This is a genomic window from Vannielia litorea (assembly GCF_018424695.1).
Taxonomy (GTDB): Bacteria; Pseudomonadota; Alphaproteobacteria; order Rhodobacterales; family Rhodobacteraceae; genus Vannielia; species Vannielia litorea_A.
Map to the genome: position 1 here is coordinate 1 of NZ_QTNQ01000019.1, position 25,935 is coordinate 25,935.

Annotated in this window: 22 protein-coding genes; 2 read left to right on the forward strand and 20 right to left on the reverse strand. The window is 68.0% G+C overall.

Features of this window, described 5'->3' with window-relative positions:
* The 15 genes from DYI42_RS08920 to DYI42_RS08990 all read right to left on the reverse strand — a co-directional run.
* Positions 1 to 360: hypothetical protein (locus DYI42_RS08920; protein WP_213545585.1), on the reverse strand; the 360-nt coding region annotated here is incomplete at its 3' end.
* Complete coding sequence (locus DYI42_RS08925; RefSeq protein ID WP_213545586.1) at positions 357 to 3,467, reverse strand: contractile injection system tape measure protein; 3,111 nt, start codon at positions 3,465 to 3,467, stop codon at positions 357 to 359. The genes DYI42_RS08920 and DYI42_RS08925, both read right to left, overlap by 4 nt.
* Entirely contained in the window at positions 3,464 to 5,851 is a 2,388-nt protein-coding gene (locus tag DYI42_RS08930; protein WP_213545587.1) for a hypothetical protein, read from the reverse strand. Before DYI42_RS08930 ends, DYI42_RS08925 begins: the two co-directional genes overlap by 4 nt.
* Positions 5,852 to 5,876: 25 nt before the next feature.
* A complete protein-coding gene (locus DYI42_RS08935) occupies positions 5,877 to 6,848 on the reverse strand; it encodes a hypothetical protein (protein WP_213545588.1) in 972 nt (323 codons plus the stop codon).
* Positions 6,845 to 10,615 carry a baseplate J/gp47 family protein gene (locus DYI42_RS08940; RefSeq protein ID WP_213545589.1) on the reverse strand — a complete coding sequence of 1,257 codons (3,771 nt, stop codon included), beginning with the start codon at positions 10,613 to 10,615 and terminating at the stop codon, positions 6,845 to 6,847. The genes DYI42_RS08935 and DYI42_RS08940 overlap by 4 nt, the downstream gene beginning before the upstream one ends.
* Positions 10,602 to 11,057, reverse strand: coding sequence for a GPW/gp25 family protein (locus DYI42_RS08945; RefSeq protein ID WP_213545590.1), 456 nt, complete (start codon positions 11,055 to 11,057; stop codon positions 10,602 to 10,604). Before DYI42_RS08945 ends, DYI42_RS08940 begins: the two co-directional genes overlap by 14 nt.
* A gap of 10 nt (positions 11,058 to 11,067) precedes the next feature.
* The gene (locus DYI42_RS08950; protein WP_213545591.1) at positions 11,068 to 11,367 is read right to left on the reverse strand and encodes a PAAR domain-containing protein; all 300 of its coding nucleotides are present in this window, start codon (positions 11,365 to 11,367) and stop codon (positions 11,068 to 11,070) included.
* A gap of 69 nt (positions 11,368 to 11,436) precedes the next feature.
* The gene (gene vgrG / locus DYI42_RS08955) at positions 11,437 to 13,221 is read right to left on the reverse strand and encodes a type VI secretion system tip protein VgrG (protein ID WP_213545592.1); all 1,785 of its coding nucleotides are present in this window, start codon (positions 13,219 to 13,221) and stop codon (positions 11,437 to 11,439) included.
* Positions 13,218 to 13,871, reverse strand: coding sequence for a CIS tube protein (locus tag DYI42_RS08960; protein WP_213545593.1), 654 nt, complete (start codon positions 13,869 to 13,871; stop codon positions 13,218 to 13,220). The genes vgrG and DYI42_RS08960 overlap by 4 nt, the downstream gene beginning before the upstream one ends.
* A gap of 9 nt (positions 13,872 to 13,880) precedes the next feature.
* On the reverse strand, positions 13,881 to 14,069 hold the full coding sequence (locus DYI42_RS08965) for a DUF5908 family protein (RefSeq protein WP_213545594.1): 189 nt from the start codon (positions 14,067 to 14,069) through the stop codon (positions 13,881 to 13,883).
* Positions 14,070 to 14,090: 21 nt separating this feature from the next.
* A complete protein-coding gene (locus tag DYI42_RS08970; protein WP_213545595.1) occupies positions 14,091 to 14,576 on the reverse strand; it encodes a phage tail protein in 486 nt (161 codons plus the stop codon).
* A gap of 13 nt (positions 14,577 to 14,589) precedes the next feature.
* On the reverse strand, positions 14,590 to 15,045 hold the full coding sequence (locus DYI42_RS08975) for a phage tail protein (protein ID WP_213545596.1): 456 nt from the start codon (positions 15,043 to 15,045) through the stop codon (positions 14,590 to 14,592).
* Between the two features lie 24 nt (positions 15,046 to 15,069).
* Positions 15,070 to 16,527, reverse strand: coding sequence for a phage tail sheath family protein (locus tag DYI42_RS08980; RefSeq protein ID WP_213545597.1), 1,458 nt, complete (start codon positions 16,525 to 16,527; stop codon positions 15,070 to 15,072).
* A gap of 42 nt (positions 16,528 to 16,569) precedes the next feature.
* Complete coding sequence (locus tag DYI42_RS08985; protein ID WP_213545598.1) at positions 16,570 to 17,313, reverse strand: hypothetical protein; 744 nt, start codon at positions 17,311 to 17,313, stop codon at positions 16,570 to 16,572.
* Positions 17,314 to 17,604: 291 nt separating this feature from the next.
* Positions 17,605 to 18,612 carry a hypothetical protein gene (locus DYI42_RS08990; RefSeq protein WP_213545599.1) on the reverse strand — a complete coding sequence of 336 codons (1,008 nt, stop codon included), beginning with the start codon at positions 18,610 to 18,612 and terminating at the stop codon, positions 17,605 to 17,607.
* A 245-nt stretch (positions 18,613 to 18,857) separates the two neighbouring features.
* On the opposite strand from DYI42_RS08990, the gene DYI42_RS08995 reads away from it, so the two are divergent.
* Positions 18,858 to 20,348, forward strand: a complete 1,491-nt coding sequence (locus DYI42_RS08995) for an eCIS core domain-containing protein (RefSeq protein ID WP_213545600.1) — start codon at positions 18,858 to 18,860, stop codon at positions 20,346 to 20,348.
* A gap of 240 nt (positions 20,349 to 20,588) precedes the next feature.
* Complete coding sequence (locus DYI42_RS09000) at positions 20,589 to 22,268, forward strand: tetratricopeptide repeat protein (protein ID WP_213545601.1); 1,680 nt, start codon at positions 20,589 to 20,591, stop codon at positions 22,266 to 22,268.
* 110 nt (positions 22,269 to 22,378) lie between these two features.
* Here the strand turns inward: DYI42_RS09000 and DYI42_RS09005 are convergent, their stop codons facing one another.
* Genes DYI42_RS09005 through paaB form a run of 5 tightly spaced genes read right to left on the reverse strand, consistent with a single transcriptional unit; the run spans position 22,379 to position 25,915 of the window.
* On the reverse strand, positions 22,379 to 23,131 hold the full coding sequence (locus tag DYI42_RS09005) for a Phenylacetic acid catabolic protein (RefSeq protein ID WP_213545602.1): 753 nt from the start codon (positions 23,129 to 23,131) through the stop codon (positions 22,379 to 22,381).
* Positions 23,121 to 24,197: a 1,2-phenylacetyl-CoA epoxidase subunit PaaE gene (paaE, locus tag DYI42_RS09010; RefSeq protein ID WP_213545603.1), complete on the reverse strand. Its 1,077-nt coding sequence runs from the start codon at positions 24,195 to 24,197 to the stop codon at positions 23,121 to 23,123. The genes DYI42_RS09005 and paaE overlap by 11 nt, the downstream gene beginning before the upstream one ends.
* 49 nt (positions 24,198 to 24,246) lie before the next feature.
* Positions 24,247 to 24,768, reverse strand: coding sequence for a 1,2-phenylacetyl-CoA epoxidase subunit PaaD (gene paaD / locus DYI42_RS09015; protein ID WP_213545604.1), 522 nt, complete (start codon positions 24,766 to 24,768; stop codon positions 24,247 to 24,249).
* 5 nt (positions 24,769 to 24,773) lie between these two features.
* Positions 24,774 to 25,628 (reverse strand): 1,2-phenylacetyl-CoA epoxidase subunit PaaC, encoded by an 855-nt coding sequence (gene paaC, locus DYI42_RS09020; RefSeq protein ID WP_213545605.1) that lies wholly within the window; start codon positions 25,626 to 25,628, stop codon positions 24,774 to 24,776.
* Positions 25,628 to 25,915, reverse strand: a complete 288-nt coding sequence (paaB, locus tag DYI42_RS09025; RefSeq protein WP_213545606.1) for a 1,2-phenylacetyl-CoA epoxidase subunit PaaB — start codon at positions 25,913 to 25,915, stop codon at positions 25,628 to 25,630. The genes paaC and paaB overlap by 1 nt, the downstream gene beginning before the upstream one ends.
* Positions 25,916 to 25,935: the final 20 nt, after the last annotated feature.

Here is a 25,935-nt window from a genome sequence, read left to right on the forward strand (position 1 = left end):
CTGCCCGAGCAGAAAGGCCAGCGTAGTCACCGTGCCAATCAGCGGCCGCGCGCCCTCGACCGCGCCGCCAAAGCGGGTAAAGCGGCGGCCCGTAGCCTGATCGACGATGTGCAGCGGGTCCAGCGCCTCGGGCCGCAGATGCGGAGCAAGGCAGAGCACGAGGGCAAGCCGCCCCGCCATGTCCGGCCCTTCCCGGGTGAGCAGCGCGCCGTAGCGCCCGCCGGGCGCCGGAGGTGGACTCTGGCGCACCCGGTCGGGCAGATCGGGTGTGCCGGTGAGCAAAGCCTCCACCGCTGCGGCGACGAGTTCGGCCAGCCAGTCAAGCTCGGCCTCCAGCGCGGCATGGGCCTGATCCGTCATGCCAGCCGCCACGCGATGGGGAGGGGCCGTTTCATCGAAGGCAGGCTGACAACGCCCATCGGCCAGGGCAGCGCGGCAAGGAGCGCATCCCACGGCCTGTGTGCCACGCTGAGGCCGGGTGACGGGCCAAGGTCGAGGTGGCCCGCCCGGGCCAGATAGTTGCCCCGCAACGCCTCGGGCGAAAGGCTGACCCGCGCCGCAAGATGCCCCAGCACGGCGCCGATCAGCCCCTGCGCCAGATCGTCTTCTGCAGGCGAAAGGTCCTGGCCCTCGGGCAGGATCTCTTCCGGCGGCAGGCCGCAGAGCACCTTGGGCAAGGCCATGTCGCCCTGCGGCTCCAGCCCTTGCCCAGTCGCCAGGTGCTGCACCAGGAGCGCCCCGCGCCAGCGCGCCGCCGGCCCGCGGAAGCGCCCCTCTTCCGACAGCCCGAGCCCGTCGAAGAAGCGGGCAAGAAACGGCCAGAGCAGCACCACCCCGGCGACCGGCGTCTGCCAGGTGGGCGCGAGGCCTTCAGCCGGTGGCTCCGGCGCGACAGGAGCGGCGGAAGAAGCGTGTACCAGGGGCACCAGCGCCTCCAGTTCATCGAGCTCACCCAGAGTCGCCGCCAGAACGGACCCCACCGGGGCCGCTGCACCCAGCGCCGCGCGCAGGCTGGCAAAGTGCAGGCCGCCCACCGCCAGACGCTCGGCCATCGCGCGGCGCAGCAAGGCCAGCGGTGTCAGCACCTCGGCGGGCGGGGCCGCCCTGTGCTCCGCAAGATGCGCTGCAACTGCGCGCGGGACTGCGCCCTTGGCCCAGCCCGCCGCGGCGTTTTCAGGCAGGTCCGCGAGGTCGTCGCAGAGTGCGACCGCGGCCGCCGGAGCCGCCAGTAGCACCAGCACGCGCCGCGCGATGGCGGGCGTGGCCCATGCGGCCACCCGCTGCCGCAGTGGCGGGTGGGCCAGCAGGCGGCGCAGCGCCGCCGTCACGTCCGGCGGGGGCAAGAGGGCCAGTGCCGACATCGCCCGCAAGACGCGCCGCGCCATGTCAGGCGGCAGCGGCCCGGTCGAGAGCACCCGGGCCAGATCGGCAAGCGCCTCCGGCAGAGGCTCATCCAGGCCAACCGCAGAGCCGGGCCTCTCTGCCACCGACGTCACCAGTTCCCGCTCCGTGACAGCGCCCGGCCGCTCTCCCTCTCGGCTGCCCTCCACAAGGAGCGCCCCGCATGACGCCCCTTGCGCCGCAGCGTGGCCCGCATTCCCGTCACGCCGGGTCGCCCGACCTGCCCCTCGCGCCACGCCTGCTTCCGGGAGCGACGAACCCGCCATAGCGGCCTCCGCGCCCGACGGTCTCAGCCCGGGCGACGAAAGGTCCGCCGCGTCTGGCCCCGGGCCGTCGGCGGCCTCGAGCCGACCCTCCTCTGACCACCCGCCCGCGTCGGCCTCGCCCCACCCCTGAGCAGCAGCGCCGCCCGCATCACGCGGACGTCGCCCTGTGTGCGCCGGTGCGCCTTGCCAATTGCGCGCTCCCGGCCCGAGCTCGTCTGTCGTGCCCCCCTCGCTCACGCAGGCAGCCCCTCCACCGGTCGTCTTTCTTTCGTCGCCCTTGCGCCCGGCGGCCCCGACAACACCGGCCCGTGCCCCGAGACCGTCTTTGCCTGCACCCGGTGCGTCCGGGCCTGCCTCATGGTGCTGCGGAACAGGGCGATCCGGGTTGGTTTCCCTGCGGCGCCTGCCGCGCCGTTCCTCCCAAGCAGGATCGGAGTGCCTGGTGCGAAGGTGGTTCTCAACCGCGCGCGCCTCTGCATGGCCCGCCGTGTGCGCCTTCCGCGCGCGCCCCTGCGCACCGACCTGAACCGACACAGGCCCCCGCGCAGCTTCGCCCCTGACGACAGAACCCTCGCGCGATGAGGCGCGCGGCAACATCGCTTCGCCCGCCGTGTCCTCCGCCGTCTGGGCCATTGGGCCAAGCGGGTCTCGCCTGCCCTCCCCTGCACCGCCCGGCACGCCCTCCTCATCAGAGGTGCTGGCCAGTGGCGTCGCCTCGGGCTCAGACCTCAGGGTAGCGACAGACTCCACCGCGCGCGCCTGCTCCCATCCGGAAAGGCGCACGGCAATCCGATCCCACGGATCGCCCGCGCCCATGGGCTCCAGCCCGACATGCAGCGCGACCCTGAGGCGCGCGGGCGTGCTGTCTCCGAGCCGGGTACAAAGCGCGGGCCAGTGGCGGCCAAAGAGCTGCGCGAGAAGGCGCTCCAACAGGTCTTCCGGCAGCGCCACCAGAAGGGTCTCGGCCAAGGGCCCGCGCGTTGCCATGTCACACAGATGAGTGCAGAGCGCGGCAGGTGCCTCTTGCAGCGCCCGGGCCACCACCGGCGCGGCAAAGGGGGGCGCTGCGCCCGCCGAAGGCTCCGGGAAGAGCGCGGCAGAAAGCGCCCGCTCCAGCGCCGTCTCGCCCTTGCGGGCTGGCGGCCCATCCGGCTCAATGGCCGGTGCAAGCTCCGCCACCGTCTGCGGCAAGAGCGCCTCCACCGCGCCCTCTTCGCGCGCAAGGCGGGCGCGCAGCAGCGCGACGCGAAACGCTGCGCGCTCAGACGGTGCGGCCCCGGAGAGAGCCGCACCCAGGCGCCGTTCCCGCGCATCAGGCGGTGCCAGCGCCAGGTGCTTCAGCACCGCGCCAAACGTCCCGTCCCCCAGCTCCAGCGCCAGCCTGCGCCGCCCCAAATACGTTTCAAGTCGCGCCCTCAGCGCGGCGCGCGCCTCCTCCGGGGCCATCAACAACAGCGCCGAAGCCGGGCCCTCCGCCGGCTCGGCTCCCGGCGCGGCCGCGTCGTCCTGCGTTCTGTCCTCGATCTGCGCTTCCGCCCGCTCACAGGCATCGCCCAGCCGATCCGCCAGCGCAGCCTCCAGCCCCCGATCCAACGCCGCCTCCAACCCCGAGAGCGGCACCCGCCCGATATCCACCTCAAGCCGGTCGATGCGCCGCACGTGGCCCGCCAGGCCAGCCTCCAGCACCTCCGGCAGACCGAGTGCCGCATGGCGGCTCACCCGTGCCTGCACCTGCTCGGCCAGCGCAACGCCGCCCGTTTCGAGATCGAACACCATGCGCCCCACACTGTGTTCGCTCATGCCACTGCCTCCGCTTGGCCGGGGGCCTGCACCTGTTCCAATGCGCGCGCCACCCAGACCTGCTGCACAAGCGCCACCAAGCGCGCCCGTCTTACCTTCGGCGCGGCAAGTTGCGCGGCATATTCCCGTGCGGCAAAGCTCAGGTCAAACCGCTCGGCCCAGCCCAGCGCCGTTTGCAAGTGGGCCGGGCACTGGGCCAGCACCTCCCGGCCCACGAAGGCGCGCATCTCTGCCGAAGTGTCGTGCCGCGCCAGAAGGCAGGTCAGTCGCGCCCCGAAGAACCGCCCCGGAAACAGCGTGGGCAAAAGCCTGGGCGGCACGGCCAGCAGCAGCGCGCGCGCCTCCCGCGCCTCTTCAATGCACCGGAACCGCTGATAGATCGTCAGGCCAGGCCCCTTGGCCGGGCGCAGCACGAGGACAGCGCTGTAATCCTCCTGCGGCCAGATCTGCCACGCCGCGCGCTCACCGCAGGCCGTGGCCAGATACTCACCCAGCTCCGGCCAGTCAAAGCGCTCGTGCGGCTGCGCCAGCAGCCCGGTGAGGCTCAGGCCAGTTTCGGTCTCCAGCGCCACCGCCTGCACCTTCTGCGGCTCTACCGGCGCCAGTTCGGCATGTTCGATCACGCAGGCCGCGCCACGAAATCCGGTGCGCAGCCGCAGGGCGCGCAAGAAGGCAAAATCCCCGTCCGGCGCATCGGGGTTCACCCCAAGGCCCCGGTTGCGACCCAAGGGCACCGCCTCGGCAAGCAGCGCGCGCTTGTCTTCCAGCACCCGCCCCCAGGCCTCGGAGGGGGTGCAGCCCGCGGACTCATCCAGCGTGCGGCGATGCCGGTCGGGCACGCGCTGGCCGAAGCGGGCGAGCATGTGATCGAGCGCCCGGTTGAGCCGTGGCCCGACAGGGTCGGCCTGCCCAAGCGCGGCCTCCAGTTTGCGTCGATAGGCCACCGCCCAGCCTGCACCGCTGCCCTCGCCCAGAAGCCGCGCCGTTTGCGGTGCCACCTCCTGACGCGCAGCACCCTCGCCCGCCAGCGGCCCGGCAAAGTAGCTGCGCGTGAGCGGCGCTGACGACAGGAGCGGCGCCAGCCCATCGAGCTGCGCCAGCGTGTTCGCCATGATCTGCTCGAAGAACAGCAGGAAGCCCTTCAGTTGCAGGATGCGCGCCATCCGCTCAGCCCTCTGGTCGCCCCGCAGCGGGCTGGTCAGCCCCAGCCGCCCCAGCCCGTAGATCTGCGGGAAGAGAAACTGCACCGACCGGTAGCGCCCCAGTTCCCGACGCGGGTTGCCCAGTGGCACCCGGCCCTGCCCCGCTGCGCGTTGGACCGTGAGGTCATAGGCCGCGACATCCTGCTGCGCGGCCTCCAGCTCGGCATAGCGGGCGCGCACGGCGGCGGCATCGAGCGGCAGCGCCACGCCCATGCGGGTGAGGTCCAGTTGCGCCAGCGCCTCGGAATCGAGCGCGGGCACGCGGAGCGGCGCAATCGGTTGGGCGGTGACCTTCTCCGCCGCACCGGGCACCGCAGGGGCGGCGAGGCGCAGCGCACTCGCGCCGCTCGTCCCGGTGCTCAGGCGGGCGATGCCCCGGACCTCCGGCAAGGCCGAGATCGCGCGCCGCAGTTGCCCCGGCTCCTGCTCAGGGTCCGCGGGCTGGGCGGGCGCGGCCCTGCGCGCGCCCCCGAGGTCGAAGAGCCCGACCAACGGCGGGCTCGGGGCGTCCAGCGCCTCCTCCACCGGCCCGGCAAAGGCCGGCGGGGGCGCGCTTGCCTCAGCCGCGGCCCTGAGGATGCGTGCCGCCGCCTCGACCGGGGCCGCCTCCGGGGCCAGCTCGATCTGCGCCTGCAAGGCATAGGGCTGCGCCGCGATCTCGGTCACATCGCCCCAGGCCAGGCCCATCGGCCGGTTTGCCCGCAAAAGCCGCGCGGCCGCCTCCGCCAGCCCGCCACCCGGGCCTGAAGCGCCCACGCGCGACACGTGCAAAAACACATCCACAACCTGCGCATTCTGGCGGCGTGGCGCCAGTGTCACCCCGGAGAGCGACGGGAAGTTCACGCGCAGCAGGTCGCGCACGTCCTCTTCCGTCACCGGGGCCGTGGGCAGGATCTCCGCCCCGGTATACAGCGCCATCTGCGCCGGGGTCAGGCCATGGGTGGCCGCAGAGGAGGCGATGATATCGGCAATCGGGTGGTTGGTCCGGTAGCCGATGTCGGTGAGCGCGTAGCACAGCGCCTCCAGCATTGTGACGCCCGGGTCATGCTCGTTGTAATCGGTCCAGGTGGCACCGCTCAGCGCCTGCACCCGCGCCAGCGCCGCCTCAAACAGCCCCTCGAAAGCCTCCTCGGGCGGGAGCTGCGCCGCCCCGTCGATCACCGGTGCCACCAGCGGCGTCATCGGCTCGGCCCCGGGCGCGAGGGGGCTAGTCCCAGAGGCGGGTGAGCGCATAGCGGATCAGCGTGGTTGGAGAGGCCGGCACCGCGCCCGCCGCCTTGACCTGAAGCGACCGGGGGTGTGGCTTGAAAGGGTTGAAGCTGCCGGAGCGCCAACGTAGCAGAGCCGAGGCGCGCCAACGCGTTGCGGCCACGACCACCTCGCGCAGCGCCACCAGCGCCGCCAGCGCCAGCCCGATGGCCCCGGGCGTCAGGGCCGAGATGCCCTCCGACGGCACCCGCCCGAGCGCGGCAAGCGCGGCCTCCAGTTGGGCGGGGATCGCCGTCACGTCGCCCCCCGTGTAGGCCAGCAGCGCCGTAAGCAGCAGCACAAGCCCCGCCAGCACCCACGCAAAGCGGCGCAGAATGCCCGCCCGCCCCGGGCTGCGGGCCTCGGAGAGGGAGGTTTGCAGCCCGTCGGCGGTTGCAGTGGCCGTGGCGTGAATCACCGTGTCTTCCGGCGGAGCGATGCCCACCAGCCGCTTGAGCAGATTGGTCTGCCCCGCGCCCGCCCCGGCGGGGGCATAAAGCACGATCTCGAAGGCCACCGCCCGCCCCGGCGGCGCGAGAAGGGTCTGCCAGCCATGCTTGGTTGGCAGCGCGGGCAGCGCCATCGCGGCCATGACGGGCGCGGCCTCCGCGTAGAGGTCCGCCCCCTGTGCCGCACCGATCCGTCCGCCCATCGAAACCAGCCCCGAAAGCGCCACATCGCCCGGCTGGTCGCCCGGCGGGCGGGTGGTGCGGAAGAGCCGCAACTGGCCATCCTGGGGCGCCAGCGTCCACTTCTGGCCGCTTGGGCCGAATGTGAGCAATTCGGGCGCGGCCATCGCGGCCACGCGGGCCCGCAGCTGGGCCAGCTCGTCCTCGGTGGCCATGGTCTCGATCAACTCACGAAAATCCTCGCCGCTGGGCAGGCTGCCGTCACGAAAGCTCGAGATCAGATCTGTCTTGGCCGTGCTCACGAAAAAACCCTCCTGTCCTGCGCGGGCCGCCCCGGCCCGTCACCGCCCGGTGCGCCGCCCCTCGGCGGCAGCACCGCGAAAGGCGCGGGCGGCGCGCCTGTCGGGTGCGGGCGGCCACCCTCACGCGGCGGCGTCGCATCGGCTGGCGTTGTCGGGATGAAGCTGCGGCCCACCTCCATGGCGCCAATCCCGAAGGGTTTCGGCGCGCGGGGGATCGCCAGCGGATCGGCGCGCCACAGCGGCACCTCCTCGGGTCGGAAGGCAAAGAGATCGCCTGCCACGGAGAGACCACCAAGTGCCCGATCCGGTGACAGCAGGCTCAGGCTGTGGCGCCGCGCGGGCACGAGCACCGAGCAGGGCCCCGAGCTCCGGATCACGCCTTCGGGCCGCCACCCGCGCAGCCGCGTCGCCAGAGCGGTGTCTTTCAACCCATGCCGAACGGCGCCCACAACGCTCGCGTCCGCCGTCTCGAAGGTCTGCACCAGTGATACCCCGGTGATCCGCGCCACACCGGGCACCTCCTCCAGCCGCGCCGCCAGCGCCGCCGCCTCAATCTGTCCCGTGCCGATTGGCATCGGCGCCAGCGCCGCCCCGCGCCACGGGCAAAGCCAGCCTGACAGCACCGCCTCGATCCGGGCAAAGACATCCCCCCGCGAAGCCCCCGGCTCCAGCGCCAGCCACCCGCCGAGATGCACCGCCTCGTAGCTGGGCGACACAATCCGGATTTCGCCGCTCCAGAGCGCCGCGCGCGCCGCAAGAAAGGCGGCAATCTCCCGGCGGCGCGGCAGGCCCACCGCGGGCCGCGCGTCGGGCAGATCACGCCCGGCACAGGGCGTCACGACAACCGTCAGCCCGCCCTGCTGCACGTCGATCAGGCACTTGGCTTCCGCAATATCGGGGAAGGCATCGAGCACCAGCGTTTCGTAATCTCCGGCGGTGATGGCGCGCTCCTTGGTCCGCAAGGCGTCGCTGAGGCGCTGGCGGAAGGCGGCCACCGTCTCTGCCGCCCGCCCGCCCGTGCTCGCCAAAGGCTGAAGCGTGGCCGTCAGGCCCGCAACCGGCTGCTCCGATCCCTTGATCGCACCTGCGGGCAGATGCGGCGCGGCCGGGCCGACACCCTCCGCCACCGCGGGCGGCAGATCGGGGAGCGGGTCCATCACCCGGGTCACCCGTGCGCCACCCGTCAGGATCTGCACCACCCGCCCCGGCGGGGCCACGCCCGGCGGGGCCGACAGCCCGATCTGCACAGCACCGTCCGGCCCCGGGGCGATATCCCCCGGCAGCACCAGGGAGATCACCCCGGTCTGCCGCAGATGGTCGGTCTCGTCCGCCAGAACCATCGCCTCGGGCAGATCTTCCCAACCTGCGCCCGAACGGTAGGCCCAGGTGATGTCCAGCGGCGGCTCGCTTTGCTCGGGCAGCCCCGGCGTGGCACGGGCTTTGGGGCCGTCGGCGGTGATCACAAGCAAGTTCACCACCTCGCCCGGCGCCACGCCCCCCACCGTCAGCCGCAACAGCGCCCGTCCGCTCTGCGGCAGCGGCGACAGCGCCGACTGGCTCACCTGCGCAGGGGCATCGAGCGGGGCAACCCGCCACAATGCCGCCGTGCCCGCCGCCACCGAGGCGCGACGGGTGTAACTCAGCCGCAGCCCCGCAAGCTTGACCTGAAGCGGCGGTTTGGGCTGCACCACGGGCCGCTCCAGCCCGAAGAACCCGAGGATCGCGGCAGGGATCTTCCACCTGGTGGCCTTCGCCAGAACCGCATCCGCCAGAAGCCCCGGATACACCCTCTGCCCGAGCCCCATCGCCGGGGCGCGCCATGTCAGGCGCACCCGGCGCATCGGCGGCGCGCCCTCCAAAGCTTCCGCGTCGAACCGCATCGCCACGTCCGGCGTCATCGCGCCCTCCCCGCCCAGCGCAAAGATCGGCACGCCTGTGCGGCGCTCCTCCTCCGGTCGGCCCTCGGGCAAGGCCCCGGCCCATTGGCTGCCATCCGACACCTCCGGCACGGCCCGAAAGCTCTGGTTGCCAATGTCGTCTCCATAACCCGCGTAATGGCTGGCGAGGTCTTCTGGCGGCTGCGGCAGACCGATCCAATCCCAACTCAGCCCCAGGCGCTTGGCCCCCTGCTGCAAAAGGTCGGGGTGGCTGATTTCCAGCTGCGCGCCGGGCGCGGGGACCGGGCCAAAGGGCAAGGTGCCCTCCGTTGGCACCGGCTTGCCCTGCCCCGCCCCGAGCACCGCCCCGCCAAGCCCGGCGACCCGGACTGCAAGCTGGGCATCGGTCACAAGGAAGCGCCCCAGCGGCGCATAGCCGAAGGGCCGCGCCGCCGGGTCGAGGGTGAACCGCAGCCAGGGCAACGCGGGCGCGCTCTTCGGGTCGGCGGCGATCGGCGGCGCAGAAGGGGGCAGGGTGAGCCGAAAGGTCAGGCGGCCCGGTGCCGCGCCGCGCGCACCCTCGGCGCGGGTCACTTCAAGCCCATCAGCCAGCACCGGGCCCTTGGCGGTGCTCACCTCGGCGCGGTAGCTGGCGGCCAGGATGGCAAGGCAAGCCGCCTCTCGCTGCGCCGCCGTCACCTCTGGCGGCAGCTCCGCCGCGATTTGGCGCAGCGCATCGGCGATCCCCCGGCTCTCCGGGTCCACCAGCCTGAGCGTCACCTCGATCTCGCGCGCTCCGCCGCTCAGCGCCAGGGCCTGCGACGCGATCATGATGCCGCATAGCGCCGGATCGGCCCGCGCACCGCGCACCAGCGCACCGCCCGCGCGACCGTGCCCGAAGGAAGGCCAGCCGCCGGGCACGCCAGACAGCGGCATCGCCGTGGCGGTGATCCCGCCGACGCGCCCCCGGCGGTCCTGCCAAAGGCCGAGCCGGTCGATCGCCAGCAGCCGCGCCGGCGCGAAGCGCACCGCGCGATCCAGCCCAAAGCGAACGCGGCTTCCATCCGCAGCCTGCGGCCCCAGAAAGACGTGCCCCTCTTCCAGCGCCACCGGCGGCGTGCCCGGCCCGAAGGTGAGCGCCAGCCAGGTGCTGTCAGGCCGGGCAGTCGCCGGAGCCTGCTGCAAGACCTCCCGATAGTAGAACTCCAGGTGCCGCTCCGTCAGCCCGTTCAACCCGCTGCGGGTGGTCTGAAGCACCTGAGCGAAGGCAAGGAAAAGCCCCGCGTGCGGCTGGTGATCCGGGCTGTCCGACAAGGCCTGCGACAGCGCCTGCCGTGCCACTTCCTGCACCCGCGCCATCACCGCGCCCAGCCGCGCTTCCCCCGAGGCGCCCAGTTGCAACTGCTCCCAGCCCAGCGCCTCCCAATGCCCGGCCTCGGCACCCACGCCCTTTGGTCGCAGGAAAAGCTCGGCCTGCCCGGCCGCGTCGAGCACGGTTTGCAGCCCGCGCACCATGCTGCTCTGCGGCATGCGCGCCGCCAGCCACCTGGCCTCCCGGCTGGCCTCGCGCAGAAAGTCCCAATCCGCCTCGACGCGCCCGCCCGGCCTGTGCCCGGCGATCCGGGCCAGCAGGAAGCCCGGATCGTCGCGAAAGAACTGCGCCCACCCCGGCCCCATTCCGGACCGCACCAGCCGGCCATCGGGCCGGGCGTAGGCAATCATCCCGGCAAGCTCCACGGCAAAGCGGATCGTGTCGTCCACGCTGCGCTCGTCGATGCCAAAGCTCGCCGGATCGAGCGCGGCAATCGCCCGACCCCCCTGCCAGAGGTGATCTATCTCCTGGGCCGGATGCAGCCTCAGGGCCGGGGTGGTGGCGTCATCCCGGGGCATGGGTCGCCTCGTCGTGGTAGAAGGGGAACACGCGGTTGCCTCGGGTGTTGGTGCCCACGATCCGGTAGTCGATGGCCACATCGAGCCGGGCATCCGCATCCGGCGCGGGGGCCACCGTCACCACGGTGTCGGTGATCCTCGGCTCGAAGAACAACAGCGCCTTCTCGATCCGCCGTTGCAACAGGGTCATCTCCGAAAGATCCATCGGCATGAAGACATCCAGCTGCAACCCGACGCCGTAGGTGGGCCGCATCACCCGCTCGCCCATGAGAGTGAACATCAGCACTTCCAGGCTCTGGTCGATATCGCGTGTGCCATCCACCATCTCCACCATGCCGAGCCCGCCCGCATCGTCCGGAGCGATGTCAAAGCGCGGCGGAAAGCTCCAGCCACGCCCGATGAAGGCGGGAAAGGAAGAGGCGGGGCGGCTCACCGGCGGCATGTCTGGCCTCCTATTCGCCAATCAGAACAGTGGGAAAGCCGGTGAGGATCGTGCCACCATGGGCGGTTTCGTCGCCCATCCGCGCTGCGGGCCGCCCGCCGATCAGCACCGTGGCCGAGCCCATCACCACCGCATCGGGCGGGCCGACACACACCAGCGTATCCCCCACCACCGAGGCCGGCAGACCGCCGATCAGCACGGTGGGCACCCCCGGCCCCACGATCGGGCCGCCGACGTGCGGCACCGGCACCGGCGTGGGGGTCTGCATCGGGCATTCGTGCATGTCGGTCAGGCGGGCAGCAGGCGGCATGGGCCAGGCCTCCTCGGGGCTGGGCCTGGGCTGGCGGCGGGGTCATCAGCGCGCGCATCGGGCCATCTCCTAGTTGATCATCACGAGGCTGCCGGTGATCGACAGCTCGCCCGCAGAGGTGACGCTCGCCGAGGCCGCGCCATCCGCCGAAAACTCGGTTTCGGCACTGATCGACACCACGCCGCCCGACACCGACACATCGGCTGGCGTGTCGATGCTCACCCCCGCGTCCCCGCTGATCGAGACCGAGCCGGTGGCCGAGATCGTCATGTCGGCGGGCGTCGACAGGCTCATGCCGCTCTCGGCCATTTTCAGCGTGTTGCCGTTGGAATCCGCCACCTCGATGGATTTCTCCTCGTCGCTGAGCGTGATCGAATGGCCCCCAGGCGTTTTCACCGTCAGCACCTTCTTCTCGTCGTCGAAGCTGATCGACAGCCTGGAGCGGGTGACGATGGACTTCTCGGCGTTCGTCTCCTCGGGCGTAAAGGCGGGCTTGCGCTTGGCACTGTGCAGCGCGCCCAGCATCACCGGCGCATTCGGGTCACCGCCGAGGAAGCCCACCACCAGCTCGTCGCCCACCTCGGGCAAAAAGGTGATGCCGATCTCCTCGCTGGCATATGGCTGCGCCACGCGCACCCAAAGCCCCTCCGAGCCGGGCAGCAGCGGAAAACTCACCTTGATCCGCCCGGCACTCTCCGGGTCGCCGTTGACCTGCACCACCTTGGCAATCTGCAAGCCCGTCGCCCCCGGCAGCCGGGCCGAGGCGGGGGCCATGGTGGCATCCCGGTGGGTATCGGTGAACCACTTTCGGTCCAACCCGAAGCGCGCCTCCGTCACCCATGTGCCGCCGCTTGCCCGGTGCCGCACCCCGGCCACATAGGCCTCGCCATCGAAGCGCGCGCCAAGGCCCTGCAATTTCAGCGCCTTGCCCGGCACGATGGCCGCATTGCCCGGAAAGCTGATCCAGCCGCGAAACCGCGCCAGCCGCGACTTCAGAAGCTGCGCATCGGCCCATGTCTTCAGTGCCGCATCCTCCACCGGATCGGGGGTTTGCAGCCCGAAGTCCTTCACCCCCAGCACCTCCGCCAGCTTGGTGCCCGAGATGTTGCCCTGGCTGTTCACCGACGGGTCCGAGCCCGAGGCCTCCACCGTCTCCTGTTCCTTGGCCGACCAGCTCAGCGCCTTCACCCCGCCAAGCTGGCTGGGGGCATCAAGCTCCAGCGAAATGGCAATCAGGCTCTCGCCGAAAAGCACGTCATACTCCGCCGAGGAAAAGTCCGGCTTGGCGACCCGCACCTTGCCGCCGGCCACATCCACCACCATGCCGTTGATCTCGGCCCGAGCGAGGATGAAATCCCAGGCCGTGGCATTGGCCTGCGCCAGGTGCGGGTGGCTGCCGCTGGTGGAGGAAACATCGGCACTCAGCCCGGCGGCAGAGATCAGCGCGCTCATCGCGGCGCTGTCGGTGCTGTCGATAAACACCTTGGCCCCGCGCGCCACCGTCAGCGCGGCGGCCTTGTCGCCGCACACCAGCGTCAGCGCGCTGGCGCCGATTTCATCCACCTCAAGCGCCTGACGCAGGATGATGCCCTTGAAAACGCTTACGTTCTTCGCATGGTAGCCCAGCTTCACCTCGATCTCTTTTCCCGGCGCAAAATCGCTGCTCTCGCTCGCCTTGAAGGTCTCCTGCGAGGGGTCGCCATCCTCGATCACGATGCGCGCCTCGGGCAAGCGGTTGAGCAGGCGGTCTACCGAAACCTCGCGCACCATCAGGCTGTCGGAAATGGCCCTGCCCCCGGCCAGGATCTCAACCGTGACAAGGTCGGACGCGGGGCTGCGGACAGATTGCGTCATTGCCCGCGCACCGGCGGAAAGTTCAGCGCGCGGCCCTCGGGCACGTGCATCACATCATTGAGGTCATTCGCGCGGCCCACCTGCGGGTAAAGCCCGGGATCGCCGTAAACATCGTAGCACATCAGCGAAAGCCCGGCCTCCTCGCGCACCACGCGCTGGTGGGTAAGGTCGGCGCTCTGCTTGCCAGCCCCGCGCGCGAGGTCTGCCGGGGTCTGGTGCTGGCGGAAGGTGAAGATCAGCCGCGCCCGGAGCGGCAAGCCCTGCGGGCTGAACAGCAGGTAGGAAACGTTAAGATCGACCAACTGGCAATCAAACGTCAGCTTGCCCCAGGCCACCCGCAGGTAATTCGGGCTGTGGATCGAGCCGTTGAAGCTGTAGGCCACCTTGCGGATCTTGCCCAGCTCGTCGTCGATGGAGCTGACGCCGGGCACAACGCCCGTCGCGTCGATCACCGCCGCGAAGCTGAGCACCTCGGGCGCGCGCGACTTGAACTGCGAGATCGCCCCCGCCGCGTCGATGCCCCGGTCGGTGGTGAACTCGGCGTGGTGGCGGTGCTCGTAGCTTTCCGGGTTGAGCTGCACCGCGTAGCTGCCCACCTTGGAGCGCAGCTCATCATCCTTGTAGGCGATGATCTGGAGTTTGCTCAGCATCGCCCTACCCTACCTTTCGGACCGGGCGCGCAGGGCCAGCTCCACCTGCCGCCGGATCAGCGCCAGAAGCTCGGGGCTGCCGAGGTCGGGCGCGACTGGCACGGGCGCGGGCGCAGGGCCACCCGCAAAGGCACCCGGCGTTGCCCCGTCTTCATAAACGTGGCCCCGGATCACGATCTCACGGATTTCGACGGTCATGCAGCCTTCCCCCGGCCCATCCTAGCTGCCCAGGAGGCCTTCTTTCTTCTGTGTCTTGAACAACTTGCGCGTTACCGCGCCATAGGCGAACTCGAGCGTCTCGATCGCCAGCTTGTTGGCCTGCGCATCGAACGGCCCCACGCTCCAGCGCACCGGCCAGGCCCTGTCGAACGACCAGCCGATCATCGGCGTCTGGTCCGGCGCGAGCAGCGACACCAGCAGCGATTGCGGCTTGATGGGCTCGGCCAGCCCGCCCTCGAGCGTGGCCTTGGCCCAGCGAAACAGCCCGGAACTCGCTACCATCAAACCCCGCGTCAGCACGAGGTTGCTGTTGCGCACCCGGCCCGGCAGCTTGTGAACAAATCTGTTCTCGCCGCCCTCGCGCAGCTCCATCACTCCCGTCCGGCTGTCGAGCCCGCGCACCTCCTTGAAGGCCGCGTCGACGCCCTGGGTGGTACTGCCGACGGCGACGGTGAAGGAGAAGCCGACAGGCGGGTAATAGCTCATCGTCGGCCCCCGCTCAGGAGTTCTCGATGGTGATGCCCTCGTGGGCGATCTCCAGCGTCTCCACCGCCACCTCATTGCCGTCGGACTTCAGATCGGTGCCGGTGATCTTGGTGGGCCATGCGTTCGAGAGCTTCCACACCATCGTCGGCTTGCCGCTTTCATCCAGCAGCTTGATCGTTACGCTCTCGCGCTTGATGGTGTTCATCTTGATCTTCGCATACCAGTCGAAGAACTTGTTATCCTTCACGAAAACACCCTTCTTCAGGGTCACGTTCCCGGTCTTGGCGATGCCCGGCATCTTGATCGGCGAAAACACCTTCGAGTTGCCCGCGCGATATTCGATGATCTGCGTCTCGGTATCGAGCCCCGTCACCTCCTGGAACGGCAGGTTCGTGCCCATGTCGCCGATGTCCACGCTGAAGTAGAATTTCGGCAGGGGCCAGACGGCACCTTCCTTTTCACCGGCCATTGGAGTGTCTCCTTACGCTTTGGGTCACGACTTCTGCATCTGCTGTTTGAAGGTCAGCACGATGAACTCGGCGGGGTGGGTCACGGCCACGAGGATCGTCACGTTCATGATGCCGTTGAGGATGTCTGTCGGTGTCATCGTCGAGCCGAGCCCGACCGAAACCGAGAAGGCATCGGTCGGCTTGGTGCCCGCCAGCGCGCCCTGCCTCCACATGTTGGTCAGGAAGTTCTCGAGCATCGCCTTCACCACCGACCAGGTGTTGGCATCATTCGCCTCGAAGACGAAGGCCTCACAGGCCAGCTTGGCGGATTGCTCGATCAGGATCATCGTGCGCCGCACCGAAATGTAGCGCCAGTCCTGGCTGTTGCCGTCGAGCGTGCGCGCGCCCCAGACCAGAACGCCGCGGTTGATGAAGGTCCGGATGGCGTTGATGGCAAGCCCGTTGAGCGGCACGTTGAGGCTTTCCTGATCCTCCCAGGTGATCTCCACCGTGGGCGAGAGCACATCGGTCATCGAGGTGTTGGCAGGCGCCTTCCACGGGCCGATCTGATTGTCGGTAAAGCTGATGATTCCGGCCATGGCGGTGCTGGGCGGCATCACGTTCATCGCGGCAAGCGCGGCCAGCATCGTCTGGTTATAGGCCTGGCTCGCCGACATGAGCGCCTGATGCGGACTCTTGGCCTCCGCCGCCGTCTTCGTGCTGGTGATCTGGCCCGCGAGGCTCTTCAGCTTGGCGTTCGATCCCGCCTCGGCCTCCACCTCCTTTTGCAGCGCCTTCTTCACCGTGTCAGAGAGGTTCATGAAGGTGATGTCGCCCATCTCGATGAGGTTGGTGTTCACCCAGGGGTAATAGGCGGCGCCGTAGTTCAGCCCATTCGTGCCCACGTTGTTGTAGAAGTCCTCGACCGGGTCCGTCGCGCCCGGCTGGCCGAACTTCAGGTTGCCGTTCACCAGATCAAGAATGGCGATGCGGCTCTGCATCGTCTCGCAATGCCTTAGAACCTTCTGCGCCACCGAACTCCAGTCCCCGATCGACATTTTCGCGGTATCGGGGGTGATAACCATGGTCGGCTCGGGCGTGGCCTTCAGCGGGGCCAGCGCATCGGTGATCGCGGTTTTGTCGGGTGTGACCGGCTTGCCGCTGCTGTCGGTATAGCCGCCCACCGAGACGATGTAACAATCGCCGCCGCCGTTGTCGTAGAAGAAGCGCAGGCCGCTGTACATCAGAAAAGGCGTCGTGCACGTCAGGGTTGACGTTTTCTTGTCCTCATCGACGGTCATCGCCGGCGCGCCACCGAAAACCTGCTGGAATTCCGCGAATGAGCCGATCTTGGTTGGCACATTCGTCAGATCGGTTTTTCCGGCCTTTGCCGTTTCGGTATATCCAATGAAAACCGGAATTGCCGTTGGCACCTCCACAACGGAATTCGGAAATGCGTTTTCCTCGACAACATATACGCCGGGTGTTTTGTATTGCGCCATATTTCACTCCAGTAAGCGAAAAGATCCAGGGCCTCGGCCCCGTCAGCCTTCGCTGCTTTGCTCGGCACAGGCCAGCTTGGTTTCGATCGAGGCGAGGGTTTCCATCAGGGTCGCCCGGGCCGCGGCGAGCACGGCGTCGGCGGCCTCCACGGCAGAGTCATGCGTGGCCTTCGCCGTCTGACCCGCGTTCTTCAGATCAACCGCCGCCTTCTCATCCGCCAGCTTGGCACTGAGCTCGGTCGCCTGCGCCGTGGTCAGCGCCGACTTGGCCGACGCCGCCGCCGATTGCGCCGTACTCAAAACGGCATTTGCCTCCGATTGCGCGGTCTGCGCAGTTTGCAGTTCGCGCTGCGCGGCGGCCACGGCGGCCTCCTTCTCGGTCACGGCCACATCGGCCCCATTTGCCTCATCCTGCGCTTTTTGCTCGGCTTTCTGGGTTTTCTCCTTGGCAGCGGCGGCCTTCTTCGTGTCTTGCTGCGCGGCAACGAATGGCTCATGCGCAGCTTCCTTGGCCTGCTCCGCCGCTGCGATCGCTTCGGTCTGCGCGGCATCGGCGGCCTGCTTGGCCGACTCGCAGGCCGCCACGGCCTCGGCATAGATCAACTCGGCAGCGGCACGGTCCGCCTTGGACTGTTCGACCAGCGCCTCGCGCTCGGCCTTCTTCGCTTCGCGCTTGGCTTTCTTCAGGGCGTCGTCCTTGCCCTTGCCGCCGGTTTTCGAACCGCCAGAGCCCCCGTCGCCCCCGCTGTCGGCTTCGTCATTCCCGGATTTCGGTTCTCGTGCCATATGAAAATAACTCCTTCCACGGCGAAAATAAATTTCCGCCGACAATGAATTCGCTCAATAGAAACGAGCCAAACAGGTTACGCAGGTTGCCCCAAGGGAAAGCCTTCCACAGATTAAACCATAAAGCGAGTGAAAATATTCACCTGTGGATAACTCTAATTTTCTCTATTTTATCAACATGGAGTAGTAAGACCTTCAATTCCGCCCCCACTACAGAGCCACCATGAACAGCGGCTAGACTCTACCATGGGGCGATCCCGCGCCGTGATTCCGCCCCGCAGGCACAGCCCGCTACTTCCACTTGCGCTGAGCCCCGCGACCGCCGCCGCCACCGTGTCTACCCGCGCCCCTGCGCGCAGCCGGGGCCCGAAGCCTGGCAAGGTCATCCTGTTCGGCCTGGTTCGGCCCCGCCCTCAGCGCATCGTAACGCGCGTGTCCGGGGGGCAGCAGTTCGCCTGTGTCGCGGTCATAGCGGTAGCCCCGCTGCATGAGGTGTGCCACTTCCTCGAAAACGCCGAAGGGCTCCTCGTATTTACCGGTGCGCTGCGCGTTCCGGCGCGCCGACCGCTCCCGCGCTGCAACCTCGGCCTCGATCGCATCTGCATGATCTGCGCTGTCCGTCCCTTTGAGGATGGTGCCCGCCTTGCCGTGATCGAGGGTCACCACCGCCCCATTGTCCCCGAGCATGTCCAGGAAGGCCCTGTTCCCGCCGTGGGTCCAAGCCTCGTTTCGCTCGTAGAGGTACCCGGTCATGTAGCTTGGCAGCAGGCCATCCGCACTGTCGAACGCCGCCTCGACCTTCGGACGCAGGCGGCTATCCCATTGGTTGTCGGTCCCAAGGATGCCACGCTTGGGGTCCATCCTGTGGCGCTGCCTCACGGCCTCCTCGCCAATGTTGTCGAGTCGCTCCACCAGGTGCTTCTCGGTCGGCTTGGAATCAGCGCCCGCCCTGAAGCCCGTATCGACAAGCTGAGGGACGGCGACCGCGTCTTCCGGGGCCACCCCCCTGTTCCACAGGATGGCCAGCGCCCGGCGCTCATGAAGCTCGCCGTCGGCATCGCCGATCTTCGCCTGCACCTGCTCCGCGGTCAGCTTGTCCTCGTCGTCGCCCTTGTGCCGGTTGGCATGGGCCACGGCCTCATCCGGATCGCATTGCACCACGCCCCGGCCCGGGGTGCGGGAGCCGGCGGCAAGCTGGGCAAGCCGGAAGGCGGCGCTCTTCGAGGCGAAGGCGGGCGCGGGTGCGCCCACGGCAGGAGCGGCGGCAACGGCTTTCGGGTGAGGCATCTGGCGGCGCATGGCGGCTCCCCTGGTTGACGTAAGGGTAACGGTCGCCCGCCGGCAAGCAAGGATTCTCTCGCCCATGAGTTGCGTTTCTGGCCCGGCAGTCGCGCCAAACGTCTTGCCAGATGCCCCGGCGACTGCCACCCTTTCCGCAAAGGAAAGGACGCGCCGTGAAAGCCGCCACACGCCCCCTAACATCTGCCGCCGAGGCAATAGCCAAGCCAGTTCAAAGGCATGCGGCGGGGTCCGCAGCGTCTCGATTGGCAAAAATTGCGCCCGCCGCGCCCAGCGCGGCAGGGCGGCTCACCGCGCTCGCGCCCCGCCCGGCGGCACTTGCCGGGGTGCCGAAGGGGCTGGCCGCCTCGGTTGAGCGGCTCTCCGGCGTGTCGCTCTCGGGCGTGCGCGTGCACCACGGCTCTGCGGCGCCGGGGCGCATCGGGGCGCGCGCCTTCGCCCGCGGCGACGACGTTCATATCGGCCCCGGCCAGGCCGCCAGCCTGCCGCATGAGCTCTGGCACGTGACCCAACAGCGGGCCGGACGGGTCAGCCCCGAAACCCGCCTCGCCGACGGCACACCTCTGAACGACGCCCCCAAGCTAGAGCAAGAGGCCCGCCAGATGGGCGCTCGCGCCTGGGCCGAGCGACACGCAAAGGCCGCGCCGCTGGTGCAACGCGCGCCCCTGTCGAAGGCGGCGGACGTGGTGCAGCCGGAGTGGTTCACCGACGGCAACACCTGGCGATGGGTCGAACCGGGCGATGCAGCTCCACAGGGTTTCTTCCAGCAACGCCCGCCCAACACCTCGTACTTCCCCCGCATGAACCACCCATATGGAAAGGGCGACACCTCGATCGGCACACAAGGCCAGGTCACGCGGACCCACGGCCCCCTCTCCGCGGCGCTGATGGCCCCCAACCTCGATGCCCTCAACCGGAATGCGAAGGAGGCCGGGAAGGATCTGGCGCTTCGCAGCGCCAATCTCGACCCACAAGGCTTTCAGGATCAGATCGCCCGCCTCGTGGCGCTTGCGGAAGAGCTGGAAGACACGGCGGGCGTTTCCCTGCCCGCCAACCATGCCCAGAAGATTGCCGACCTCTACGACAAGCCCTCCTTCAGTGGCACCAAGTACCGAACGGTGACCAAGGCCCAGGATGAAATGTTCCGCTCTTCAACGGCCGGTCACTTTTTCCTGGCCTATCGGAAGAAGGTCGAAAACAACCCCAACATCGGCGCAAACCAGAAGGATCACCTGCATGATCTCGGGGCCGCCTTCCTGCGCGTGGCAAGCGCCGCACGCACGCCGACAAAGGCGGTCGTGGCGCCGACCCTTTCGGCGACCGGGCAGGTCATCGGGCAGCAGCATCCGACATCATCCGATATTCCGATCCTCGCAGGCGGACGCTCCGGTCACGGGCTGAACGATCCGCTGCGCGCCAGCAAGGCCCTCGACACCTACAACACTCTCAAGGCCGACCAGAACGCCCCGCCACATGCCGTCTTCAACACCATGATGCTCGCCGCAGTCACCGGCACGCTCAACCACATGATGTGGCCGTCCGCGGCCAAGAACGTTGCAAGCTGGAACCCGCCCGCGCACCCCGAACAGATGAAAGAGCGCGAGGCCGTCAAGCACATGGGCAATCTCCTGGCCCACACGGTTCACGTGGAGTCCTCGCAAGGCCTGCAAGCCTATGACGATCCGACCATGGCCACCGAAGCCCCCACGTCTCCACGGCGCCAGATGCCGCACTGACAGCCGCCCCTCCCGAACCTCGAGTGCGACATCTGCCCAAGACCACACAATCCATTCCACGCGGCGGCGCCCGCGCAGACGTGCAACTATGCTGCATCAATTGGCTTGTTTTGCGCCAACTCTTGTCAAAGTCCCGGGGATTGGCCCAGAGTTGAGGCATGTGATCGATCTGAATGTCAGATCGTTCCATCATCGAGCCAAATACAGCGTTTCAGACTGTATTCCACCACAGGACAAGCAATGAACAGCACCCTCGACCCTCTCAGCCGTCTCGCAATCCTGCATGGCACGGACAAATTCGGCTACCACGACTACACGCCGAACTACCACGCGGTTCTCGGGCACTTGCGGGACCAGCCGATCAAGCTCCTGGAAATCGGTGTCGGCGGCTATGGCGACCCCGACCGTGGCGGCGAGTCTCTGGCCGTCTGGCGGGACTACTTCCCGAATGCGGAGGTCATCGTGGGCATGGACATTCAGGAGAAAAAGCTGGATCTCGGCCCGCGCGTCAAAATCCGGCAGGGCAGTCAGGTCGACGAAGACTTCCTGAAACAGCTCTGCGCCGAATTCGGGCCGTTTGACGTGATCATCGACGACGGAAGCCACCGCAACGAGCATGTGGTGGAGAGTTTCAGGCTGCTCTATCCCGGCCTTACGGACGGCGGGATCTACATTGCAGAGGATGTTCAGACATCCTTTCATCCGCGCTTCGGAGGCTCGCTCGAGCTGACATCGCCCAACTCTGTCGGCCATTTTGCCGAGCTGATGCTCGATAGCGCGGCGCAGCCGATCGCGCGGATCGACAGGTTCCACAACATCTTCGCCATCCACAAGACGCCGGGCAAGGCAAAGGCCAAAGGCACGCCCAGGTCACCGGCCTCCCTGTGGTCCGATCCCCGGATGGCGGCCGCCTTGTCTGACAAAAAGAACAAGGTCGCGGCAAGCAGCCGGGCTCTTGCGCAAGAGGGCACCAAGGTCGCGCTGGCGAACCACAAGAAATCCGCGAAGTCATTTTCGGACAAGGCAAACAAGAGTGACCCCAAGGGAACATGCGGTGCCGTTCTTGCCACGCCGGAAGACGCCCAGACGGAGGAGGCTCTCCAACGGCTCTGGGCCATGGCCGAACCAATGGGTCTCGTGGCCGTTGTCGGCAATGAGGGCCGTCCAGGCTCTGACCTTCTCCGACAGCTCATCGCACAGATTGACCACAAGGAAATCGAGGTCCATTTCCCTGAAGCCCCGATCTTGTCGGTGGCGCCGGTGACCTACTCGATCCACGCCTATCCTGACGGTCTGTTGTTTGAGCTCGGGGAAAACACCTACCCGTCCAATTTCCGATGGACCGCCGAACACGCCCGAACCGAGGCCGCGATCGCGCAGATGGAGCACGTTCTGCAAGACGGTGATGCCTCGGAGAAGGGTCTTCTCCAGTTTGCAGACATTCTCCACCGCCATCGGTCCCCGGCGGATGCTTTTCCGGTTCTGGAACGGTTGCAGCAGAAGACCTGCAAAGAACGCAGGTACTTCCAGATGATGGGCCAGCATGTGCAGGCGACGGGCGATACCGAAGGGGCGCTCAAGGTGTATTCCGAGGCGCTGGAGACATTTCCGAACGACCCGCAATTTGCGGCCAACGTCGCGAGCTGCCACCTGCGGCTCGGTAATGAAAACGCAGCTGAGGGCGTGCTGAGGGGCGTCTTGAACGCCAATGACCGCGCCAGAGCGCCGATGGTCATGCTGTCCAAGATCCTGGAACGGCGAGGAGACCTGGCAGAGGCGCTTGCCCTGGCGGAACGGTCCATCAACCTCTTCCCGAAAGGCCAAAGGCTGACCCGCCTTCAGGACCTCGCGCGGCTCGCGGAACGGGCGGACGACCCGGATGCGGAAGCGGCAGCACAGCGCCGGATTTCCGCCCTGTAGGCCCCGCATCCAGCTGGGCCCACCCGCCCCGGCGTGCAAGGCGCCGCGCACATGGCTCCTCAGGCGGCGCGCGTTGCGTCCGGTATCCGGCCTTTGCCCGTTCGTTCCGCTCAGTTCAGTCCGAGCGCGGAAAGCGTCTGCTCCGCCTCGGCGCGCCACGCGCGGCGCAGTGTCTCATTATCCGTGTGACGAAGCCCCATCGTCTTGAGCCTGTCAAAGCGGTCGGACCGGGCCGGGCCGAAGGTTTCGGCCACGCGCGGCATCCAGTAGGCGACCGAGGCCTTTGCCTCGTCGGTCGCGCCGATCCACTCCAGCCCCTCCAGCCCCAACTCCATGTGCCGCCGCTCACGCGGCAGCAGGCCGCGCAGCACCTCGGCAAGCGGCTGGTAGGAACAGCGTGTCAGCTCCCCCAGTGCGTGCTGGGTCGCGAGCCCCATCAGCACGTTCATCACCACCGCATCGGTCCAGCCCTCCAGCGGGTAGTGAAAGACCGAAAGGCGCATGTCGCCGCCATGGCGCTTGGCCTCCAGGGTGCTGTCGCGTGGTTCGCGCGCCGACCAGTCATGGGCGCGCTCGTAAAGCGTCGCCTCGGTGCCGAAGCCCTCCATCAGCTCCAGCACACGCTCGGCATGATCCGCCTTTTCCAGGGTGATCCGGCTGGCGGCGATCCGCGCCTTGAGGCCCGGCGCCCAGTTGATCGCGGCGGCAAAGCCGGCCGAGGCGGCCAACTGACTGTCAACGAAGGACGACATCAGACGCAACAGCTCGCCCCGGTAGCGCGGCGGGACGTTTTCGGGCGAGGTCAGCTTGCCGCCCTGCGCGAGGTAGTCGCCCAGGGTCATCGTGTCGAAGTCATTCGTCATAGCTGAGCACCACCTTGTCAGAGAGCGGAATGCACTGGCACGACAGCACGTAACCCGCGCGCACCTCGTAATCCTCGAGCGCGTGGTTAACGCCCATTTCGACCTCGCCTTCCAGCACCCTGGCGCGGCAGGTCGAACAGACCCCGGCCTTGCACGAATAGGGCGCGTCGAGGTTGTTCTCGATGGCGGCATCCAGCACGGCGGTGCCGTCCTTGGGCATCCGGAAGGTGCGGGTCGTCCCGTCGAGCGTGACGCGCAGTTCGCAGGTGTTGCCCGCGGCGGCGGCCTGCGTTGAGACGACACGCTGCCTGGCCCGCCCCGGCTGAGACGAGGCGAACAGCTCGAACTTGATCTGGTCATCCGTCAGCCCCGCCTGTCGCAGGCTTTCGGCGATGGTCAGCATCATCGGCTCCGGCCCGCAGATGAAAGCCATGTCGACGCTTTCGGCATCGATCCAGAGGCGGAACAGCATCTCCATCTTCTCGGCGTCGATGCGCCCGGTGAAGAGGTCGATCTCCTGGCCCTCGCTTTCAAGGATGTGGATCACCGAGAAGCGCCCCAGGTAGGTGTTCTTGAGATCCTCAAGCTCCTCGCGAAACATGATCGAGCCGACCTGTCGGTTGGCGTAGACCAAGGTGAAGGTCGCGTTGGGCTCCATCGCCAGCGTGGTCTTGATGATCGACAGCACCGGCGTGATGCCCGAACCGCCCGCGAAGCCCAGGTAGGTTCGGGCGCTGGACGGGTCGACCTGGGTAAAGAAGCGGCCCTGCGGCGCCATCGCTTCGAGCGTGTCGCCGGGCTTCATCTCTTCATTGGCCCAGGTCGAGAACGCCCCGCCATCGACGCGCTTGATGCCGACCTTCAAGCTCCCCTCATCCTTGCCCGTGCAGATCGAATAGGATCGGCGCAGTTCCGTGCCGCCGAAGTCCCGGCGGAAGGTCAGGTACTGACCCTGGGTGAAATCGAAGCTCTCCGCGTCCTCGGGCCGCGGCTTGAGCGTGACGACAACGGCATCGCGGGTCTCACGGCGAATGTCAGTCACTTCGAGGGGATGGAAACGGGGCATGTCAGACCTCCTCCTGTCCGGACAGTGCGAAATCGGGGCAACGGATTGATCAATGGCACTTGAAGTAATCAAAGGGTTCCAGGCAGTCGCGGCAGCGGTAGCTGGCCTTGCACGGAGTCGAGCCATACTGGCTGATCCGCTCGGTCTGGTTCGATCCGCAGCGCGGGCAGGCGATCACAAGGTTGGAACGGCCAGAGAGCCGCGCGGCGCGCGCCGCCGTCATGCCATCCGAGGCGGTGCCGTCCACCGGTGGCGCGATGCCGTAGGCCCGCAGCTTCTCGCGGCCCGCCTCGCTGACCCAATCGGTGGTCCAGGGCGGCGAAAGGCGGCGCTCCAGCCGCAGATCTCCGATGTCCTTCTCACGCAGGCACGCTTCTATCATCATGTCGATGACGTTCGTGGCCGGGCAGCCCGAGTAGGTAGGTGTGATGGCAACCACAAGCGTGCCCTCGTCCCAGCGGACCTCGCGCACGATGCCCAGATCGGTGACAGAAATCACGGGGATCTCCGGGTCCGGCACCTCGGCGAGCCAGTCCCAGACCTCCTCGGTCGATGGCAGAACCGGTGCCATCGGGCCTACCAGCTTGCGCCCGGATAGGCGCGCTGGAGAAACTGCATTTCGGCCAGGATGTACCCCAGGTGCTCGGTGTGCCGCCCCTGCTTGCCGCCCTTATGCGCATCGAAACGCTGCTCCGGCTTGCTCAGCGTCGCCTCGGTCAACACCTCGTCCACGGTCTGTTGCCAGCGCGCCAGAAGGTCCGCCAGCGCGGGCGCGATCCCGGCCTCGGCGATGGCCTCGTCTACCGCGTCCGCCGCGAACATCTCGCCGGTATAGGGCCAGAGCCGATCCAGGGCGGCCTGCATCCGGGCGTGGCTTTCCTCGGTGCCGTCGCCCAGCCGAACCACGAGATCGGAAGAGCGCTCAACATGATACGACACCTCCTTCAGCGCCTTCGCAGCGATCTCGGCCACACGCGGGCTGGAGGAGGTGGTAAGCGCGGTCAGCAGCTCGAAATGGAACGCATCGAACAGGAATTCGCGCATCAGCGTCACCGCCATATCGCCGTTCGGCAGTTCGACCAGCTTGAGATTGCGAAGCTTCATTGCATCGCGCAGATAGGCCAGATCGTCCGCGCTGCGCCCCGCTCCCTCGACCTCGGCGGCCAGGCCAAGCCACATCTGCGTGTGCCCGATGAGGTCGAGTGCGGTGTTGGCCAGCGCAATGTCCTCTTCCAGCACCGGGCCGTGCCCGCACCATTCCGAGATGCGGTGCCCCAGGATCAGCGCGTTGTCGCCCATGCGGCAAAGCCAGTCGAAGAAGGCAGGTTGCAGGCCCACGTCCGCGACATGCGGGTCATGGGCCTGATGGGCCGCGGCCTCCTGGGCGAGCGCGGCTGCGTCAGGTGTTGCAGCATCGGGAAGCGAGGGCATCACATGTGTCCCACTTCGTCGGGAATGTCGAAAAAGGTCGGGTGGCGGTACACCTTGCTTTCGGCCGGATCGAACATCGGGCCCTTCTCCGACGGGCTCGACGCGGTGATCTGACGGCTTTCCACAACCCAGATGGAAACCCCTTCCTTGCGGCGGGTGTAAACGTCCCGCGCGTTGCGGAGCGCCATTTCAGCGTCCGGTGCGTGCAGGCTGCCCACGTGGCGATGGTTCAACCCGTGCTGGCCCCGGATGAAGATCTCCCACAGCGGCCATTCCTTCTTGCTCATGTCATCTCCTCCCGATGGGC